Origin of the sequence: Niameybacter massiliensis (genome assembly GCF_001282685.1) — a bacterium.
Classification (GTDB): Bacteria; Bacillota; Clostridia; order Lachnospirales; family Cellulosilyticaceae; genus Holtiella; species Holtiella tumoricola.
Genome location: NZ_LN875035.1, coordinates 882239 through 903294, shown reverse-complemented (window position 1 = coordinate 903294; position 21056 = coordinate 882239). Strand labels below are relative to the sequence as shown.

The 21056-nt window shown below is 33.8% G+C and carries 18 protein-coding genes; 13 read left to right on the top strand and 5 right to left on the bottom strand.

The genetic code is table 11. The features are described 5' to 3' along the window. The first annotated feature begins 106 nt into the window (after positions 1-106). Together glgB and BN2390_RS09970 are read left to right on the top strand one after the other, a co-directional pair. Positions 107-2308 carry a 1,4-alpha-glucan branching protein GlgB gene (gene glgB, locus BN2390_RS09975; protein ID WP_053984210.1) on the top strand — a complete coding sequence of 734 codons (2202 nt, stop codon included), beginning with the start codon at positions 107-109 and terminating at the stop codon, positions 2306-2308. Positions 2309-2379: 71 nt separating this feature from the next. After that, positions 2380-2910, top strand: coding sequence for a hypothetical protein (locus BN2390_RS09970; protein ID WP_053984209.1), 531 nt, complete (start codon positions 2380-2382; stop codon positions 2908-2910). 154 nt (positions 2911-3064) lie between these two features. Here BN2390_RS09970 and argH read toward each other — a convergent pair whose 3' ends face one another. Both argH and BN2390_RS09960 read right to left on the bottom strand, forming a co-directional pair. Then, positions 3065-4441, bottom strand: a complete 1377-nt coding sequence (argH, locus tag BN2390_RS09965; RefSeq protein WP_053984208.1) for an argininosuccinate lyase — start codon at positions 4439-4441, stop codon at positions 3065-3067. Positions 4442-4482: 41 nt separating this feature from the next. Beyond that, on the bottom strand, positions 4483-5697 hold the full coding sequence (locus tag BN2390_RS09960) for an argininosuccinate synthase (RefSeq protein ID WP_053984207.1): 1215 nt from the start codon (positions 5695-5697) through the stop codon (positions 4483-4485). A 244-nt stretch (positions 5698-5941) separates the two neighbouring features. Between BN2390_RS09960 and BN2390_RS09955 the strand changes: the two genes are divergently transcribed. The 8 genes from BN2390_RS09955 to BN2390_RS09920 all read left to right on the top strand — a co-directional run bounded on the left by BN2390_RS09955 (position 5942) and on the right by BN2390_RS09920 (position 14700). Beyond that, complete coding sequence (locus BN2390_RS09955; RefSeq protein WP_053984206.1) at positions 5942-6691, top strand: YesL family protein; 750 nt, start codon at positions 5942-5944, stop codon at positions 6689-6691. A gap of 37 nt (positions 6692-6728) precedes the next feature. Further along, positions 6729-8012: an O-acetylhomoserine aminocarboxypropyltransferase/cysteine synthase family protein gene (locus BN2390_RS09950; RefSeq protein ID WP_053984205.1), complete on the top strand. Its 1284-nt coding sequence runs from the start codon at positions 6729-6731 to the stop codon at positions 8010-8012. A gap of 54 nt (positions 8013-8066) precedes the next feature. Next, positions 8067-8408 (top strand): YHS domain-containing protein, encoded by a 342-nt coding sequence (locus tag BN2390_RS09945; RefSeq protein ID WP_053984204.1) that lies wholly within the window; start codon positions 8067-8069, stop codon positions 8406-8408. Between the two features lie 77 nt (positions 8409-8485). Next, positions 8486-9289 (top strand): divergent polysaccharide deacetylase family protein, encoded by an 804-nt coding sequence (locus BN2390_RS09940; protein ID WP_053984203.1) that lies wholly within the window; start codon positions 8486-8488, stop codon positions 9287-9289. A 53-nt stretch (positions 9290-9342) separates the two neighbouring features. After that, positions 9343-12246 (top strand): insulinase family protein, encoded by a 2904-nt coding sequence (locus BN2390_RS09935; RefSeq protein WP_053984202.1) that lies wholly within the window; start codon positions 9343-9345, stop codon positions 12244-12246. 128 nt (positions 12247-12374) lie between these two features. Then, positions 12375-13139 carry a glucose 1-dehydrogenase gene (locus BN2390_RS09930; protein WP_053984201.1) on the top strand — a complete coding sequence of 255 codons (765 nt, stop codon included), beginning with the start codon at positions 12375-12377 and terminating at the stop codon, positions 13137-13139. A 12-nt stretch (positions 13140-13151) separates the two neighbouring features. Beyond that, positions 13152-13712, top strand: a complete 561-nt coding sequence (locus BN2390_RS09925; RefSeq protein ID WP_053984200.1) for a hypothetical protein — start codon at positions 13152-13154, stop codon at positions 13710-13712. Between the two features lie 13 nt (positions 13713-13725). Beyond that, complete coding sequence (locus BN2390_RS09920; protein WP_053984199.1) at positions 13726-14700, top strand: RluA family pseudouridine synthase; 975 nt, start codon at positions 13726-13728, stop codon at positions 14698-14700. A 12-nt stretch (positions 14701-14712) separates the two neighbouring features. Here BN2390_RS09920 and BN2390_RS09915 read toward each other — a convergent pair whose 3' ends face one another. Next, on the bottom strand, positions 14713-15561 hold the full coding sequence (locus BN2390_RS09915) for a hypothetical protein (protein ID WP_053984198.1): 849 nt from the start codon (positions 15559-15561) through the stop codon (positions 14713-14715). A gap of 70 nt (positions 15562-15631) precedes the next feature. On the opposite strand from BN2390_RS09915, the gene BN2390_RS09910 reads away from it, so the two are divergent. From BN2390_RS09910 to BN2390_RS09900, 3 genes are all read left to right on the top strand, one after another. Then, positions 15632-16168: a Holliday junction resolvase RecU gene (locus BN2390_RS09910; protein ID WP_053984197.1), complete on the top strand. Its 537-nt coding sequence runs from the start codon at positions 15632-15634 to the stop codon at positions 16166-16168. 41 nt (positions 16169-16209) lie between these two features. Next, entirely contained in the window at positions 16210-17427 is a 1218-nt protein-coding gene (locus tag BN2390_RS09905; protein ID WP_053984196.1) for a glycosyl hydrolase, read from the top strand. A gap of 108 nt (positions 17428-17535) precedes the next feature. After that, complete coding sequence (locus BN2390_RS09900) at positions 17536-18117, top strand: TerD family protein (RefSeq protein WP_053984195.1); 582 nt, start codon at positions 17536-17538, stop codon at positions 18115-18117. Positions 18118-18215: 98 nt separating this feature from the next. On the opposite strand, the gene BN2390_RS09895 is transcribed toward BN2390_RS09900, so the two are convergent. Together BN2390_RS09895 and BN2390_RS09890 are read right to left on the bottom strand one after the other, a co-directional pair. Beyond that, positions 18216-19403 carry a toxic anion resistance protein gene (locus tag BN2390_RS09895; RefSeq protein ID WP_082238719.1) on the bottom strand — a complete coding sequence of 396 codons (1188 nt, stop codon included), beginning with the start codon at positions 19401-19403 and terminating at the stop codon, positions 18216-18218. A 14-nt stretch (positions 19404-19417) separates the two neighbouring features. Then, positions 19418-20947: a YceG family protein gene (locus tag BN2390_RS09890; RefSeq protein WP_053984194.1), complete on the bottom strand. Its 1530-nt coding sequence runs from the start codon at positions 20945-20947 to the stop codon at positions 19418-19420. Between the last annotated feature and the right edge of the window lie 109 nt (positions 20948-21056).

Genomic DNA, 21056 nt, shown 5'->3' with positions numbered 1-21056 from the left:
TTATAAAGAAGTTGCAAGTCTAATTCTATCCAGGTTGTAAAAATATGGATTAATTTATTGAATTATTTGCTAAAAGTAGTTAGAATAGTGTTAAGGAGTGATAAAAATGGAAAAATTTAATTTATTAAATCAAGATTTAGTAAGTAGCCTATTAAAAGGTGAATGCAAAGCGCCACATTCCTTACTTGGATTACATACATATCAGATAAAAGGGAGAGAACAACTTACAGCGTGCATTTATATGCCGGGGGCGGTGGAAGTTGCAATAGCACCAATTGACGACAGACAAAGACGTTATAAATTAGAGTCAATGGGTGAAGGCCTTTTCTTTGGAGCTTTGCCAAGAAGAAAGCATCTTTTCAAATATAGGGTATTTTGTACAGATGCACAGGGGAATACATGGGAGTATATAGACCCATATAGTTTTACAACACTTCTTCCAGAAGAAGATATTACACTTTTAGAGGAAGGTACACATTATGAATTATATAAAAAACTCGGCGCACATTTTACAACAAGAGATGGCGTAGATGGCGTACTTTTTGCTGTATGGGCACCAGAGGCAAAACGTGTAAGTGTAGTAGGGAACTTTAACTTATGGGATGGAAGAAGACATGCTATGCGCTTTATTCCATCAGTAGGGGTATGGGAGATTTTTATTCCAGAGTTAAAGGATTTAGATTGTTATAAATATGAAATAAAGACAGCATATGATGTGGTGATTTATAAAGCAGACCCTTATGCTATGATGGGTGAATTAAGACCCAATACAGCTTCTTGTATTTTCCCGGAAGAAAGTTATAAATGGCATGATACAAAATGGATGGAGCGTAGAGAGAAAAAAGCATGGTACAAAGAAGCTATATCCATTTATGAAATACATATGGGGTCATGGAAAAAACATGAAGATGGTACGTTCTACACTTACCGTGAATTAGCGGATGCATTAGCCAAATATGTGAAAGATATGGGATATACCCATGTTGAACTTATTGGTACAATGGAGCATCCTTTTGATGGGTCTTGGGGATATCAAGTAACAGGTTACTTTGCACCTACAAGCAGATATGGGACACCAGATGACTTTAAATACTTCATTGATGTGATGCACCGTAATCAAATAGGGGTTTTACTGGATTGGGTACCTGCCCATTTTCCTAAAGATTCCTTTGGACTTGAAAAGTTTGATGGGAGCGCTTTATATGAGCATTTTCTTGAAGAACAGGCATGTCACCCGCAGTGGGGAACTCTAATATTTAATTATGGACGTAAAGAAGTGAGTTTATTCCTTATTAATAGTGCTTTGTCTTGGTTTGATCGTTACCATATTGATGGACTTAGGGTAGATGCAGTAGCATCTATGCTTTATTTAGATTTTGGAAGAGAAGGAAGTTATATTCCAAATAAATATGGTGGAAGAGAAAACTTAGAGGCAGTAGAGTTTATACAACGTCTTAATACGGTGGTATATGAAAAATATCCAGGTGTCATGATGATTGCAGAAGAGTCTACAGATTGGATAGGAGTTACACATCCTGTTGATCAAGGTGGACTTGGGTTTGGATTTAAATGGAATATGGGTTGGATGAATGACTACTTAAAGTATATGGAAACAGATCCTTTCTTTAGAAAGTATGAACATAACAAGATTACTTTTAGTTTGATGTATGCTTTTAATGAAAACTTTATTTTACCGCTTTCTCATGATGAGGTTGTACATGGTAAGAGTCCTATGATTTATAAGATGCCAGGTGATGAATGGCGTAAGTTTGCCAATTTAAGAGCTTGCTATGGATACATGTTTATGCATCCAGGCAAAAAGTTACTTTTTATGGGCAATGAATTTGCTCAGACAAATGAATGGACAGAAGCCCGTGAGTTAACATGGGACCTTTTAGAATATGAACCACATAGACAAATGCAACACTATGTAAAAGACCTTAATCATCTATATAGAAAAGAGAAATGCTTATGGCAGTTAGATGATACTTATGAAGGATTTGAATGGATTGATTGTGATAATAAAGATTTAAGTATTATTGCGTTTATGCGCAAAGGTAAGAAAAAAGGTGATGACCTTATTATAGTTGTTAACTTTACACCAGAAGTTTATAAGGAACATTATATTGGTGTTGATAAACTTGGAACTTATGAAGAAATTTTTGCAAGTGATGCAACGGAGTATGGTGGAAGTGGTATTGTTAATGGAAAACTAGAAGCTAAGGAAGGTCAGTGCCAAGGAAGAGATCAATATGTAAGTATGAATATACCACCATTAGGTATAAGTGTTTTGAAGTGGATAAAATAATCTGAAAAGCTTACTGTTCCTTGTTTAAAAAATACTGTGTAGGTAATACTTAAACAAAGGATGGTGAATTGATGACGGGATTAAAAATTAAAGAAGATGTAATGCAAGGTATCGTACAAGTTATACAGCCAGATACTAATCATGAGATGACCTATTTTCCAGTGAAAGACTTAAGCTTATTTTTTAAATGGCTTAAGCATTATCCAGAAGGACTTAATTATATAAGTGTACCCATGCGAGAATGTTATAGTGAAATGATCTATATTTTAAGACCTCAAACACTCATTATCATTGAGCCTGATACTATTTCTAATAATTTGAAAGAAGTATTTGGAGAAGATGTCTTAAGATATATGGAAGAGACAGCAGCCACCAATATAGATGAAGAAATGCCCCTTATGAGTTGGGACATGCCTCATTTCTTAAAGCGCTTTTATAATGCGCCAACAAGGAAAGAAGCTTTAGAAATTTATAACCATTGGCAAGAGGTCATTCCACTTAATAATATTTATTTTTGCAAGGTACTAGAAATCTTTGAAGAACATTTAGATGAAATTCTCAACTATTTTAGTCTTCAAGAAAAAGTAGCAAGAGATGCATAGGTATAAATAAAGGACGTCGTATTTGAAGAATACGACGTCCTTTTATTTTATAAAGAATATGGAGCCTAGTATTCTAATAAAGAAAAAATTTAAAATACTAGAGAAGTTGCTATAAAAAAAGTCCCTTACGTAGTGTAAGAGGCTTTTTAAAAGGTTAGAGATTATTTAAGAAAGTATCAGCAGCATGAAGGTGTGCAGTAACAGCTTCTTTACTTGGTCCACCTTTAACCTTACGTTCATTAACACATGTAATAAGTGAAATGGCTTCATAAATATCTTCTTCAAAAATAGGATGAATCGCTTGATATTCATCTAATGATAAGTTTTCTAAGTCTTTACTATGTGTGACACAGTAGAGCACAAGTTTACCGATTACCTCATGGGCATCACGGAAGGCCACACCTTTTTTTACAAGATAGTCAGCAGCATCCGTTGCATTAGTGAAGCCACCAGAAGCTGCTTTATACATGGTATCTTTGCGTACTGTCATTGTATTTAGCATAGCTGTAAAAATAGGTAAGCACATTTTGATGGTATCAATAGCGTCAAAAGTACGTTCTTTATCTTCTTGCATATCTTTGTTATAGGCAAGAGGAAGAGATTTCATCGTAGCAAGCAGCCCCATAAGGTCCCCATAGACACGGCCACATTTACCACGAACCAGTTCAGCAATATCAGGATTTTTCTTTTGTGGCATAATAGAGCTTCCTGTACTGTATGCATCATCTAGTTCAATAAAATGGAATTCATGGCTACTCCATAAAATGATTTCTTCACTAAAACGACTAAGATGCATCATCATAAGACTTAGATTATAAATAAGGTCTAAACAAAAATCACGATCAGATACACCATCAATACTGTTAGCACATACTTCATTAAAGCCAAGTGCATGTGCTACATGGTCACGATCTAAAGGATAAGTAGTTGTAGCTAAAGCGCCGCTACCAAGAGGTAGGCTACTTGTCATATCATATGTAAAACTTAGTTTTTGATAGTCACGTTTGAACATTTCAAAATAGGCCATAAGATGATGACTAAAAGTAATAGGTTGTGCACGTTGCAGATGGGTATAACCAGGCATAATGGTTTCAGTATGTTCTTTGGCTACCTTAACAATAACTTCCATTAAGTCGTGTAAAAAATTTTTGATGGTACAGATTTCTTCCATAACATAAAGACGCATATCAAGAGCAACTTGATCGTTACGGCTACGCCCAGTATGCATTTTCTTTGCAACTTCTCCAATACGAGAAATAAGTAGAGTTTCAATATTCATATGAATATCTTCGGCTTTTTCATTAAAAGTCACTTCATTATTTTCAATAGCTTCTAGAAGTGAGAGAAGCCCAGCTTTTATCTCTTCGGCTTCTTCCTCTTTAATAATGGATTGTTTGCCAAGCATCATAACATGGGCAACACTTCCAATAATATCTTGTTTATATAGCCTTGCATCAAAAGAAATAGAAGAATTAAAGTGATCAGTCAAAGCATCTGTTTCTTTTGCAAAGCGTCCGCCCCAAAGTTTCATAGTCAGGCCTCCTCATAGTGTATAGTTGTATAAGTATGATTTTAATTATTGTTTTTATGGCTAGCTTCCATAAGTGCACGTACTTTTAATGGAAGGCCATAAAGATTGATAAAGCCTGTAGCATCATGATGGTCATAAAGATCACCTGTTGTAAAGCTTGCAAGGTTTTCACTATAAAGAGAGTATGGTGATTGGCTACCTTGTGGAATAACGTTACCTTTGTAAAGTTTAAGTTTTACTTCACCTGTAACAACTTTTTGAGTACTTGTTACAAAAGCACCAAGTGCCTCACGAAGTGGTGTGAACCATTTTCCATTGTAAATAAGGTCAGCATACTCAAGGGCAACTTCTTGTTTGAAACGGTATGTTTCACGATCAAGTGTAAGGTGCTCAAGTTCTTCGTGGGCTTTATAAAGAATCGTTCCACCTGGTGTTTCATAAACACCACGAGATTTCATACCAACGACACGGTTTTCTACAATATCTTCAATACCAATACCGTTTGCACCACCAAGTTCGTTTAACTTTTCAAGAAGATGGGAAGGATCCATTTCTTTGCCATTAAGGTGAGTAGGCATACCTTCAGTAAAGGTTAAAGTAATGTAAGTTGGCTCATCGGGTGCTTGCTCAGGAGATACACCAAGTTTAAGGATTTTGTCATAAAGAGGTGCATTCCATGGATCTTCAAGATCAAGACCTTCGTGGGAGATATGCCACATATTACGGTCACGGCTGTAACTATCATCTTTTTTGACAGGTATTTCAAGTCCACGTTCTTCTAAATATGCAATTTCTTCTTCACGAGAAGAAATATCCCAAATTCTCCATGGTGCAATGACTTTAAGATGTGGTGCAAGTGCTGCAATACCAAGTTCAAAGCGAATTTGATCGTTGCCTTTACCTGTACAACCATGGCAGATTGCAACGGCACCTTCTTTTTCAGCTATTTTAACAAGTGTTTTTGCAATAACAGCACGTGCAATAGAAGTACCTAAATAGTATTTAGATTCATAAATAGCACCTGATTGAATCATAGGAAATACATAGTCTTTCATAAATTCATCTTTAACATTTTCAACGTATACTTTGCTTACTCCCATCTTAAGTGCACGTTCTTCTAAGCCTACAAGTTCTGCATCTTGACCCACATTAATACATACTGCAATAACGTCATAATCATAGTTTTCTTTAAGCCAAGGAATAAGTACAGATGTATCTAAACCACCGGAATATGCTAAAACAACTTTTTCTTTCATAATTAAATCCCTCCATTAGATGAAATTATATATATAACTATTTATGTATAATTATACACCTTAAAAATTAAATTTCAAGTATTATTTATAGTAAAGTTAAAAATACTATACTTATTATAATTTCTACACATAAATCCCTTAAAATACTATATAAGAGTTGTAAAACATGATAGAAAACTAAGTGAAAATGTAGTATAATACACACATCACTCACAACAACAAGAACGACTAGGAGGTTTTAAAAGTGAAAATATTTGATTTAGATGGTCCAGTGTATCGCGTGGGGACTGAAATTGCCGATTTATTAATTTTAACTTTTTACTGGATTATTTGTAGCTTACCAATTATCACAATAGGTGCATCTACAACAGCTGTATTTTATGTATACGGTAAAAAAATTAGAGGTGAAGATGCCTATGTAACAAAAGATTTCTTTAAAAGCTTTAAAGAAAACTTCCTTACATCTATACCACTTACAATAGGAGTAGGTATTCTTTGGCTTTCTTGCTTCCTATACCGTTTAATCTTAATGAATATGGGTAAAACACCATCTTTCTTATTAACAGGGCTTGCTCTTTTCTTAGTGCTAGAAACTGCTATTATGACAATTTATGTTTTTGCCTTATTATCTAGATTCCATATGAAAGGAAAAGGCATTTTCTTAACAGCATTTGTACTTTCACATAAGCATTTAGCATCTAGCATTATTATGGTAGGGATTGCAATTTTAGTACAATATAGTTCTTTAATCTTCCCACTTATGCTTGTAATTTCACCTGTTTTAACGATTGCATTATGTTCATTCTTTATTCAAAAGAACTTTACTCTTCATATTAAAGCAGCTGAAGAGGCAGCTAAACGTAGCGAAGACTCTGAAAGTGAAACAGAAGATGAAGAAGACGAAGAGGACGACTACGAAGAAGATGAAGAGGAAACAGAAGGTGAAGATGCTTCAAATGAAGAAGAGGATCGTTCTTTCTTAAAATACATCTAGTCATATAAGATTTTTACAAAAGAAAAGGGGAATTTAAATGAAAGAGAAGAGCTGGAGAATAGAAACCAAGATGATTCAAGCTGGATATGAACCGGCCAGCGGCGAGCCACGTGTCCTTCCAATTTATCAAAGTACAACTTATAAATACGACTCTACAGAACATGTTGCAAAGCTTTTTGATCTTGAAGTGCCAGGACATATGTACACACGTATTAGTAATCCAACAGTTGAGGCACTTGAAAATAAAATTAATGCATTAGAAGGTGGGGTAGGGGCACTTTGTACATCTTCAGGGCAAGCAGCAACCATGGTAGCTGTACTTAACTTATGTGAAGCAGGAGACCATCTTATTTCTTTAAATACCATTTATGGTGGTACATACAACTTATTTGCGATTACTTTTAAAAAGTTAGGGGTTGAAGTAAGTTTTGTATCACCAGATACAACAGCTGAAGAAGTAGCAAAATTAGTACGTCCAAATACAAAATTAATCTTTGGTGAGACTATTGCTAACCCAGCTTTAAATGTATTAGACATTACATACTGGGCAGAAATTGCACATAGTCATGGCTTACCATTAATTGTAGATAATACATTTGCAACACCATATCTTTGTAGACCATTTGAATACGGTGCAGATGTTATTGTTCATTCTACATCTAAATATATGGATGGACATGCTACATGTATTGGTGGGGTTATTGTTGATAGTGGAAAGTTTGATTATACAAATGGTAAATTCCCAGGATTTACTACAAAAGATGACTCTTATCATGGATTAGTTTATACAGAAGCTTTTGGGAAGGCTGCATATATTACAAAAGCTAGGGTACAATTTATAAGAGATATGGGGAATTGTATAAGTCCTCAAAATGCTTTTTTAACTCATTTAGGAATTGAAACACTACATCTTCGTATGGATAGACATAGTGAGAATGCTTTAAAGATTGCTGAGTTTTTAAATAAGCATCCACAAGTGGCTAGTGTAAACTATCCTTTATTAGAAGGTAATAGCCAATATGAGAAAGCGAAAAAGTATCTGCCAAAAGGTGCAAGTGGGGTAATCTCATTTGAAATTAAAGGAACTAAAGAAGATGCTGTGAAGTTTATGGATCATTTAGAACTTGCAGCAATTGTTGTGCACGTAGCAGATGCAAGAACAGCTGTTTTACATCCAGCAAGTTCTACACATAGACAGATGAATGATGAGGAACTTGTAGCAGCAGGCATTAGTCCAACTCTTATTCGTCTAAGTGTAGGTATTGAAAATGTAGAGGATATTATTGAAGATTTATCTCGTGCGTTCTCATATTCAAAATAAATTCATATGATTGAGGTAGAATGGCATTAGTTCTAATTGAAGAAAGGAAACTATATGTTTGAATTTATTTTAGATGCTTTAATTAATGTTTTTCTTATTATGATGCTTTTTAGTTTATTTAATTTAATACGCTATACAATAAAAATAAGAAAAGTCATGAAAACTTATAAAGACAATCCTAACGTTAAAGGTATTTCCATTGTCAATGGTGAAGTCAAAGTTATAGAAAATATGCCAACTACTATACAACCTGTAGAGGAAGTACCAAAAGATTTAGTGATTGACCCAATTTGTGGGAAAGAACTTTTAAAACAAGATGCTTATCGTATTTTAAAAGATGGAAAAGAATATTTCTTCTGTAGCTGGGAATGTAGAGAAAAATTTCTAGCTCATTAAAACACTTGTTTAAAACAAGTGTTTTTTTTTGATAAAAACACATACTAAGCATAATGGATTTGAAAGGGGTGATGATTATGAAAAAATCATTAAAAGGTATAATACTCACTTTTTGTGCATTAATTGTATTAATGGGACTTTCCTATTCAACTTATGCCGAGGAGACAGCAACCAAAGAGCAGGTCAATAAAAAATTATATATTGCTGTCATTATAGATGATTTTGGAAATCAAATGGCAGGTACAGATGCTATTGCTAATCTCCCAATACCTTTAACAGGAGCCGTTATTCCAGGTATGCCATATGCCAAAGAAGATGCCGAGAAGCTTCATACAGCAGGCAAAGAAATTATTTTACATGTTCCTCTTGAACCTATTAATGGCAAACCTAATTGGCTAGGTCCTAAGGGCATTACAACAGGAATGGGAGTAGATAAAGTAAAAACAACTTTAGAATCTGCAATGGAAGAAATTCCATATGCATTAGGAATGAATAATCATATGGGGTCACGTGCTATGCAAAATAAAACCATTGTGGGTGCGTTGATGAATTTTGCAAAAGAAAAAGGATTTTACTTTGTAGATAGCAAAACTTGTAAAAATGATGTGGCATTAGCACTTGCTAATGAAAAACAGATTACCTATTTAGAAAGAGATGTATTTCTTGATAATACACCAACAACAGAATATGTAATAGGTCAATTACAAGAAGCTCTAAAAGTGGCACAGAAAAAGGGATATGCCATAGTTATCGGACATGTAGGACCGCAAAAGGGTCCTCATACATCAGCTGCACTTAAAGCAATGATTCCTAAGTTACAAGCTCAAAATGTTGAATTTGTAACGGTTAGCACACTTATTAATAACTTGCGTGCACAATAGAAAAATGATAAACTTGAGTTTATAAAATAAGAATTAATAATAAGGAGAATGCCATGGCGCACAATGTAAAAGGATATACTTTGCAACAATCAGAGTATATTAAAGAAATAGATTGTACAGTTAATTTATATGAGCATGACAAAACAAAAGCTCGCATTTTATATATGGAAAATAATGATCCGCACAAAACTTTTGGAATCGCTTTCCGTACACCACCTCATGATAGTACGGGAGTACCTCATATTATTGAGCACTCTGTATTATGTGGATCACGTAAGTTCCCATTAAAAGATCCATTTATTGAACTTTCTAAAGGATCACTTAATACGTATCTTAATGCAATGACTTATCCAGATAAAACAATTTATCCTATTTCAAGTCAAAATGATGCAGACTTCCATAACTTAATGGATGTGTATTTAGATGCAGTATTTTTCCCTAATATTTATAAAAATGATACGATTCTTATGCAAGAAGGATGGCGTTATCATATTGAAGATAAAGAAGCACCTCTTGAATATAAAGGAGTTGTTTATAATGAAATGAAAGGAGCCTTTTCTTCTCCAGAAGAAGTAGGTTTTAGGAAAATTAAAGAAGCTCTTTTCCCAGATACAACCTATCATAATGAATCAGGTGGCGCACCAGAAGCAATTGTAGATTTAAGCTATGAAGACTTTTTAGCTTTCCACAAAAAGTACTATCATCCATCTAATAGTTATATTGGATTATATGGTAATTTAGATATAGAAGAAGTGCTTCACTTTATTGACAAAGATTACTTATCTCATTTTGAATACCAACCAGTAGATTCACAAATAGCTAAGCAAGCACCATTTGAAAAAGCAAAAGAAGTTACAACTTATTATTCTGTTACAGAAGATAAGCCAAATCAACTTTATGTTTCTTATAACTGTGTGACAGGGGAAACAGTAGATCGCGAATTAATGGTGGGACTTGGAATACTTGAATATGTATTACTTGAAACACCAGCATCTCCACTTAAGAAAGCACTTCTTAGTGAAGGCATAGGAGAAGATGCATTTGGTGCATTCCAAACCCATTTAAAACAGCCAATCTTCAGTATTATGGCGAAAAATGTAAATCAGGACAAAAAAGCACGTTTCTACGAAGTCATTCAAGAAACACTTCATAGTTTAGTAGAAAAAGGTATTCCAAGGTCATTATTAAATGGTGCTCTTCAAGTTAAAGAATTTGAACTTCGTGAAGGAGATTTTAAAGGCTATTCAAAAGGTTTACTTTGGTATATTGGAACAATGAAAAGTTGGATTTATGATGAAGACCCAACTATTTATTTAAGATATGAAACGTTACTTGAAAACTTAAAAGCTAAAAAAGATACAGGATACTTTGAAGGCCTAATTGAGAAGTATCTCTTAAATAATACACATAGCATTAAGATGACTATTGAACCTAAAGTTGGCTTAGATGCTATTATTGAAGAAAAGGTAAAGAATAAACTTGCTAAAATTAAAGAAAGTTGGGACGAAGAAACATTACAGGCTTACATTAATAAGACATTGGCTTTTAATGAATCTCAACAAACACCAGATGCTTTAGAAGCGATTCAATCTATACCACTTCTAAAAAGAGAAGAGCTAGATCGTAAGACTAACTTCCCTCGTTTTAAAAAGGATAAAAAGAATGATACAGAATATATCATTAGCCCGATCTTCACAAACCAAGTAGTTTATCTCAACCATTTTATTGATTTAGAAGGTGTAGAAGAGGAAAGCTTACCTTACCTTGGTATGTTAGTAGGTATGCTGAGTAAATTAGATACAAAGTCTTACGCTTATGAAGATTTATCTATGGCAATTGATGAGCATTTAGGTGGTATAGAGTTCCATGTTCAAGCATTGCATAAAGTAAATCAAGAAAATACGTTTAAAAAAGTTTTTGTTGTTAAAACAAAAGCACTGTTTAATCAGTTAGAGGAGCAAGTAAAATTAGTCCATACCATTATAAATGAAACTTCTTTTGATGATAAACGTCGTGTACGTGAAATTATTAAAGAAATGAAATCAATGATGGAGATGTCCTTAAGTGGTGATGGACATAAGATAGCTTATAGTGTACTTCTTGCTGGATTTAGCCAAGCAGAGTATTTTGATGAACTTACAAAAGGTCTTGTGTTCTATAAGAAAGTCTGTCAGATTGATGAAGAATGGGATACAAACCAAGATGAAGTGATTGCTAACTTAAAGAAAGCATATAGTGTCTTTATGAACCGTAGTCGCTATACAATTGGTCTTACAGTAGATGAGGAGCTTGTAAATCCATGTATGGAAGCTGTAGAGCAAGGGTTAAATCAATTAGAAAGCACATCTATACCAACTACAGCGTTTGAATTTAAGCCTCGTATAATAAGAGAAGGACTCATTTATCCAGGGAATGTTAACTATGTAGCAATGGGATATAACTTTAAGAAATTAGGCTTTAAATATCATGGTGGGTATTTAATGCTTAAAACGATTCTTTCTATGGATTATCTATGGAACGAAGTACGTGTGAAAAATGGAGCCTATGGTTGTTTTGCAGATTTTAGAAAGAGCGGTAATATGTTCTTTGTTTCTTATCGTGACCCAAATGTTGCAAAGACTTTAGAAATTTATAGAAAGTTACCTGATTATGTAGAAAATCTTAACTTAAGTGAGCGTGAGATGGTACAGTATTTAATTGGAACCATTAGTGGTATGGATTTCCCATATACGGCATCTACAGAAGGCTATACAGCACAGGTTTATGCTCTTGTTGACACAACAGAAGCAGATATTCAAAAAACACGAGATGAAATCTTTAATACAACTAATGAGACTCTTAGAAGTTTTGCGGAAGCGATTCGAAAAGTACTTGAACAAAATGAATACTGTGTATTCGGAAATGCGACGAGTATCGCAAATAACGATAGTTTGTTCGATACAACGGTTAATATTTAGAAATAATACACTTAAAACACATAAGTTTAGTAAAACTTATGTGTTTTTTTCATAACAACTTCTTTTCAGTCTAGTATTTTTTTGATAAAATATAGAGTAAAGCACTAAATCTGCCTTGGAGGTGTGAAATGGATTTTTCAAATAAAGTAGTGGTGATTACAGGATCCGGACAAGGGATAGGCGCATGTACAGCAGTAGAGTTTGCAAAGCGTAAAGCAAGTGTCATTATTGCAGAAATTGATGAAGAAGCAGGACGTGAAGTCGAAGCACTTTTACAGGAGCAAGGTTTAGATGCACTGTTCATCCACACAGATGTAAGTAATGAACATTCTGTAAAAGAGATGGCTTTTGCTGTGGCAGAGCGATATGGCAAAATTGATATTTTAATTAATAATGCAGCAGCTCAGACACAGGGGAATTTATTTACAACAACAATCGAAGATTTTGAATATGTTTTACGTGTGAATGTGACAGGAGCGTATATGTGTACAAAATACTGTGTACCGTATATGATAGGAGAAGGAGCAAACATTGTAAATATTGCATCTACAAGGGCACTTATGAGTGAACCTAATACAGAGCCGTATTCAGCATCAAAAGGTGCATTACTTGCACTTACACATTCATTAGCAGCAAGTTTAGGACCTAAGATTCGTGTAAATGCCATATGTCCAGGGTGGATTGAAACAAATGGATGGAAGAAAAAGAAAGATAGAAAGTTTGTAGCCCTAAGAGAAAAAGATCATATGCAACATTTAACTGGTCGTGTAGGCGTACCAGAGGATGTAGCAAAAGCTATTACGTATTTGACCAGTGAAGATGCAGGGTTTATAACAGGAGCGAATTTTGTAATAGATGGTGGCATGACCGTTAAAATGATCTATGAAGAGTAGAGGGGGAGACATATGATAAAACAACCAAAAGACTATATAAAAGAAAAGAAAAAGAGCCATTTGATAAAAAGTATTGGATGGGGACTTGTAATTGTAGCGATTGTAACGATAGGGTTCTTTTTTACCAATGAAAATGCAAGTTACTTTACAATAGTAGCAGCATTGTTGGCATTACCTGTAGCTTTAAATGTATCTAGATATTTTGCATATGCCAAGTATAAAGATCCAAAAGTAAAACATTCAGAAATCCTTGATCATATGAAAGGAAGTTTTGATAGTTATCATAGTTGTATTATTCCAGATACAACGGTGACACTTTATTTTGAACACATTATAGTAACATCAAGAAACTTTTACTTTATTAGTAAGAATCAAGAGATGATTGCAAAAGCAAAACCACTATTAAATTTAAGAATGAATAACAAAGGTATAGATGGGTCAAAGTTACATTATATTTGTGCTGAAAATGGAAAAGCTATTAAGAATGCAACAGTTAAAATAGAAAAAGATGCTTGCTTTGCAAGTGAAGCTTTACAAGGAAATACGAAAATTATTGATGGCATGTTAATGTAAATAGGAGTATACCATGAAAGAAGTGGCAATTAATCCATATGAAGCAGGACAAAGAATAGATAAATTTTTATTAAAATATATGAATAAATGTCCTAAAGGTCTTCTTTATAAATGGATGAGAACAAATAAAATTAAATATAATGGGAAGAAACCAAAGGGTAATGAACTTCTTGTAGAAGGAGATATCATAAAGATTTTTTTACATGATGAACAGATACAAGAAATGCAAGAAAATAGATCTATAGGCATAAGTCCAATTAATTTTAAGACTGTGTATGAAGATCAAAATATCCTTATTGTAGACAAGCCTTTAGGTCTTTTAACACAAAAAGATAAAGCAGATGGACATAGCCTAGCAGAAGAGGTACAGTACTATTTATCAACGAATGGTTCTTATAATCCTAAACAGGCCAATGGATTTATTCCAGCACCATGTAATCGTCTAGATCGTAATACAGCTGGAATTGTACTTGTAGGAAAGCACTTAAAGGCAACTCAACAAATTAGTCAAATGCTAAAAACAAAACAAATTTCTAAGTACTACATGAGTATCGTACTTGGGCGTATTACAGAGCCGATGGTTCTTAAAGGTTACCATATTAAAGAAAAAGGTAAAAATGAAGTTAAAATTGTAGAAGAATATGTTGAGGGTGCAAAACCTGTAGAGACACGTATTCTACCTTTACAAAGTAATGGGCGTTATACGCTAATAGAAGTACAACTTGTAACAGGTAAAACCCATCAAATTCGTGCACACCTAAGTCAAATAGGACATCCGATTATAGGAGATCCTAAATATGGTGATGCATCAGAAAACGAATATTTCAAGAATTGCTATGGATTAGCATATCAAGTTTTATGTGCTTATAAGATTAAATTTGAATTGTGTGAGAGTGTATTTGACTACATGGAAAATAGAGTATTTACTGTAGCAGCACCTAAAATATATAGTGAAATTTGTGTAGGTGAAGGTCTTATAGGAAGTTAAAGTGGCGAAGCTCTAAGCATAGAGTTTCGCCACTTGTTTTGCAAGGGGTAAGTCATTATTATGAAAACATATTTTAAGGGCATTAAAGTAGGCCCCTTTAAATAAAGAAAGCTTGAGTGCATCGTTATCTCTATAAGAAAGATAGGTGTAGAGTAAAGCTGTATCATGATTGCTAGATGCTATGTAGTGGGCAGCAAGAGCGTAATTATTATCTTCTGCTTCAAAAGAAGCGATAAGTTTAGAGGTTTCATCAATAAGAACAGGATCATCCAGTCTTTTAGCACACTCTAATACAGAATAATAGTCTCCAAGAGCAGTGAAAAGGTGCATACTTTCATAATAGAATTTCTTTAAGTACATCACAATCGCTACTTCTTCTACTTGACGAAGACCGGCAAGCTTATCTAGAGGATCTGTACATTTATAAAAAGTTTCGATAGCACTTAAATATTGATGATTTTCTAACATACATAAACCAGCCTCATAGTAACAGCTACATTTCTTATAAAGTTTTGCAGCTAGATAAGGATTATAATATTTATAGAAGTAAGCTGCTTTTTTATCATTATTATGTTTTTTGCATAGCATGGCACCTTCTTTATAGAGGTGATGCTTGTCCGCAACTTCTAAAGCCACGGAAGTATTACCGAGTTTTTCATAGCAGTACATAAGCGAGCGATAAGCATGACATTTTTCAAAACAGTAGATTGCTTTTTTATAAGCTTTTTCTTTAAGATAAAGTCGGCCAGCTAAGTAGTAAAGATGATTACGTTTAAGTTCAAGTGCTTGATCTAGAGGAGATAAATGAAAAAAATTAAATCTTGTAATAAAGCATTTTAGAACAAATAGAATAAGATGCATAAAATCCCCCTTTCAACTTATATTTCTATTTTACCAAAAAATTACAGAAAATCAAGAAAAGAGGAAAAAAATGGCATATTGGAATACGAGAGGATTAAGAGGAAGTGTATTAGAAGAAACTATTAATACAACCAATGAGAAATATAGAGAGTTAAAATTAGCGATGGTTCAAAAGATTCCTACGCCTATAAAACCCATTACAATAGATAAGACAAAAGGAGTTATTACCTTAGCTTATTTTGATCAAAAAAGTACAGTAGACTATATTGGTGTAGCTCAAGGTACACCCATATGTTTTGATGCGAAAGAGACAACTAAGGAAGCCCTTCCATTAGCTAATATTCATCTTCATCAGATTGAGTTTATGGAGGACTTCCAAAATCAAGGTGGAGAGGCCTTTCTTATTGTCTATTTTAAAAAGTATGACCGATATTTTTTATTTACATTAGAAGAAATTAAAAAGTATTATAACATTGCAGTGAATGGAGGGCGTAAATCAATACCTTATGCTGCATTTAATACAGATTATGAAATTTTTATAGAAGGCGGGCTTTATTTAAATTATTTAAAGCCACTTGCAAAATATATACAGGATAAAGATGTATAGAAGATTAAAAAAAAGTCTATAATCCCTATGAGGTGAGAAGAATGAAGAAAACACTCATAGGGGTTTTATTATGTACCGCCCTACTTGTAGGGTGTAGCTCAGAGATTGTAGACCAACCTGTTATAGCGAGTGAGACAATCCTTACATCTGAGTGTGAGGAGAAGCTTGTTGATTTATATATTCCAAATCATGTAGAAAAAGGATTACTAGAACCTGTACAAGGCATTTATACAGGCGCTTATGTAGAGAGTAATTCAGCTTTAGATAATGACATTAAAAAGTTTGAGGAATTAGTAGGAAGTAAACAAGCTTTTAGAGTCATGCAATATCAAGGTTCAGGTGATGTAACAAGTAGGCAAATGCTAGAATGTCTAGCAAACAAACAAACGCCTTATATCAAAATTATGATGAATCAAGATTATGATACAACACCTATTTATCACTTAGTGAGTGATGTAAAAACAAAATATAAAGAGCCGGTATTTATAGAACTGTATCCTGTTAATAGAGAAACAGGTGACCCAGAGGCTTATAAAGCCTACTACAAAACAAGTTATGAACTCATCAAAAAGCATTTAGATAATGCAGTTGTTGTGTGGAGTGTAGATATTGAAGATGTAAGTAGTTATGTTAATTATTACCCGGGAAACAATATGGTAGACTGGGTTGGGTTGAATGCTTATTTACCACAGTATGAGTCTGGAACAGAATATACAGCTAATTATAAAGAAGGTCTAGACCTATGGTATAAGACGTTCCAATCAGAAAAACCACTTATTTTATCAGGTGTAGCCATTTCTCATTATTCTAGAGTAGACCATACGTATCAAATTGCTGAAGCAGTCAATTTACTCAATTATTTTTATGATACAGTTCCTAAATCTTATCCACGCATAAAAGGTATACTCTATATAGATGTTGATATGGCTGAAGTCAGTTCAGAAGGTAAAGAAGACTATACACTCTCGAGTCAAAAGGAATTAGTTTCTACGTATCATAACCTTATGGAAAAAGGTAACTTCCTTGGTGAAATCGAGGAATTTTCAGGTGCAACACTTACTGTACCTATGAAGTACACGGTACCTGTATTAGTTGTAGATGGAGAGTATTATGTAGCAAAGGACTATGCACATGTATTATTTAATACATTAGATATTCGCAAGATACAATATATTGATTATGTAGATGGAAAACGTTATTACCAAGTACAAAGTTTAGTAGAAGCCTATAATACAAAGCATCTATCTCCTGTGCATTAGAGGAGATAGATGCTTTTTGTATAATCAATATTGACATATGATTTTGAAGATAATAGAATAGTATATAAATTTGAATTATAAGAGTATGAGTTCTAGGGAGGAAGTCATATGTTAATGGGATTAAAATTAGGTCAAAGCTTAGATTTAACAGAATTATCTAGGGAGCAAGACCAATTTATGATCGAAATTCAGTGGAAATCTAATGATATAAAAAGAAAGGGATTGTTAAGTTTTCTACATCTAAATACACAGGAATGTCGATATGCTACAACTGTGCTTTTATTAGAAGAAGGAGAGAAGCTTAGGGATAAGAGAAATAAGATCGCATTAGATAATTTAAGGCATCCTACACAGTGTATAAGACATATGGGAGATCAAATAACACAGTCTGGTTATCAAGATGAACAGATCTTTATTAAGCTTAGTAATATACCAGATAATATTCAGTATTTTAATTTTGTACTCCACCCGTATCACTTAAAAAAAGGTAAACTTCCTACAGCAGTCCCAGAAGACGTTTGGCTTAGAGTAGTGCATACAAAAACACAAGAAGAGATTTTGAAGATTCCCCTATTACAGCACTATGCGCAAACAAATCCAATCACACTTTTTCAACTGATACATGATCATACACACTGGAAGTTAAATATATTGCTTCAATCTATGCAATCAGAGCAATACGGATTGTAGAAAAAAGATAGAGTAAAAAATAAAACTTATTGAAAAGATTTTAGCCCTAAATACACTTTATTTAAACAGCGTATTTAGGGCTAAAATCTTTTTACTATTTATTCTACATTTAATTTCTGAGCCATTTCTAACTTCATAGACTCAAGAGTCTTTGTATTATTTTCACGTGCTAAGCGATTTTCGGCTTCGATGGCACGAGTTTGCTCAATACCGTCCATAATCGTTTCCCAAGTTTTTTGTAAGGTTTCAATATGTACAGAGCTTCCAGTAGCCATTTTTGCAATGTTAGTAGATTGAGTTGCCATATTCTGAGCATTACGAAGGAGAAGTTCATTAGTTTTGTCATCAAGTGCTTTTAAACTTTTAGCTTGTAATTCTTGACGTTTAAGCATAACGGCTTGCGTTAAGCATTGTTTAAAGATTGGAAGTGTAATGATGAAAGCCGAATTGATCTTACGGGTAAGGTTAAAGTTACTGTATTGAATACCTTGGATCATAGGAATAGTTTGAAGGGCGATATTTTCAGCTACACGTAAGTCATAAACACGTTGTTCAAGCATTTCGCCAATACGCCTTAAGCTTTCTACATTGGCAAGATCTAACTGGCTACCACTAGCGAGAGCCTTTTGTTCAAACTCAGGAATAAGCTTTGTATTAATTTCTTCAATACCCATTTCACCAGCAACAATATATTTTTCTAAGTCTTGATAATAAGTAATGTTAGTATCATACATTTTTTTCAAAGTATCGTTAGATTTAGCAATATCAAATTCATATTTTTTTAGAACAGTATAAACCTTATCTACTTCACTACCCATTGTATCGTATCTTTCAAAAAGTGATTCTACAGAGTTTTTAGCTTTATTAAAGATTTTGCCAAAAAAGGAAGGTTCTTTTACATCTTCTAAATCTTTAATGTCAAACTTATCCATAATTTTAGTAAGCTGATTAATCATTTCACCTGCTTCTTCGGCTTTAACAGCTTTCATGGTTGAGAGTAGGTTATCGGATACTTTAGAAATCCCAACAGTAGCATTTTGACCAAACATTAAGACTGTAGTGGGATCATCCACACGAATTTCACCAGTAAGGGCTTCGACTTCAGGAAGCTTACGAAGTTTTTCTTTGTAATTTTGGGTAAATGTTGCAACTTCTTCTTGTTTAACAGGTTGTAGGGTAGTAGGAGCAGTAGGTTCTAGTGTGATACCATTTAAAACGGAGCTTTCTAGATCAACAGTGGGTGTAGGTTGTTCTTGAGTTTGGTTTGGATTAAAATGAATTGCCATAATGTATAACTCCTTTATCTAAAAAATTTATTGAAGAACGATTTGGATTTTACAGGTTGAGGTTTTCTAAGTTGTAAGTCATAAGCTAGTTCAGGTAAACGTAAAGTCTTGATATATTGATCAGAAAGTAAGAGCTCGATGTTATTTGCAGCATTAGGACAGAGTAAGATAATATCGAATCCAATGGTATGGAGTAAGGCAAGTAACATACTGACTTCTGTTGTAAACGTTGCACGATTATTAATATAGAGGATCAACTTTGGAATATCTTGAGGGAAGTCGTAACTATCAATAAGATTTAAAAGCTGATTTTCTAGCGTAAGAGTAAGGGCGATAAGGTTGCTACGCTCTTTATCTGTGATTTTGAAATTAAAGATTTCGCATGTATTAGGTGCTAATAAAGCATCTAATTTGTCTAAAATAAATGTTTGTACCTCTGATCTAAAAGTGAGAAGGTGCTTATAAAGCACATGGGCTTTAAGTGCTTCACGATTAATGGTCTTATCAGGATTTAAACAATAGATCAAAGAGTAAATATCTCTAGAAGAGACTTTATTAAGGCTGGCAAAATGGGTCTGGGTATAGAGAACATAATGTTTGCTATTACATAACTTCTGGACAAAAGTAAAATAGGCTTCTAAATCTAAATGGACGCCAGCAATTTTTGTAAAGAAAACAGGTGGATAAACAACTTGACCACTTGTTTTAAAACCAGGTCGTAATTTAGAAGGTTCGTCCCAATAAGTTTCTAAATCCTCTAAAACAGCATCTAATAAGAGGGGCTTGGTTGTCCCTTTTGCAAATTGCCAAGGTTTAAAAAGTCCACTATCTGTATACATAAAAGCTTCTAATTGGTCAGTAGCGTGACGAGCTGAAGTAGTAATATGGTCAATAACGCTTCCTGCATGAGCTAAGTCATCAAAGTCTTCAAAGGGCGCAGGTTCACCTAAAATCAGTGTTTGGCTTAGACCAAGGCTATCAATAAGTCCGAACGTAACATCATGAGTTGGGTTTAGGTAAAAAGTATCAAAGCCTACTAGAGCTAAGAGAAGGATAAAATAACATTCTTGACGTTTGATAGGACCGTAGAAAATAGCTTTAGGGACTTCAGATTTTGAAAAGTCTATAGGCTCAAGATAGGTGTGAATCCAATAAAATAACTTGGCAATAAATAAGTTTTGAAGTTCGTCATTTGGAAAGTGTTCGGTATGAATGGCATGAGGAATAATCATATCTAAAGCTTGAATAATGGCTGTATTAAAGTCATCAAACCGCGTAAATTCTAAATGAGAAGAGGTAAAATTGCCAATAGGAAGTGTCTTGATTTCTTGAATGAGTACATCTATATCATTTGGCTTATTAAGAGCCGTTTTAAAAAGCAATATTTGCTGAGTCGTGTCAGTAGAGAGTTGATTCAAACGTGCTAAAAAATCACGATAATCTTGAATAAATCCAGTTCCCATAATATGACCGAAGTAGTTGCCAGTGCGATCAGCTTTTGGGAGAAGAAAGTCTGTCAATAAAGCTTGAGACGGAATAATCAAAAATAGGTCCTCCTTTTAGTATGATGAGTATCATTATAGCATTTTTTAGATAGGAATTGAATATAATTTCTTTCTATTTAAACGAGTATGGATTTATCCAAAAAATTAA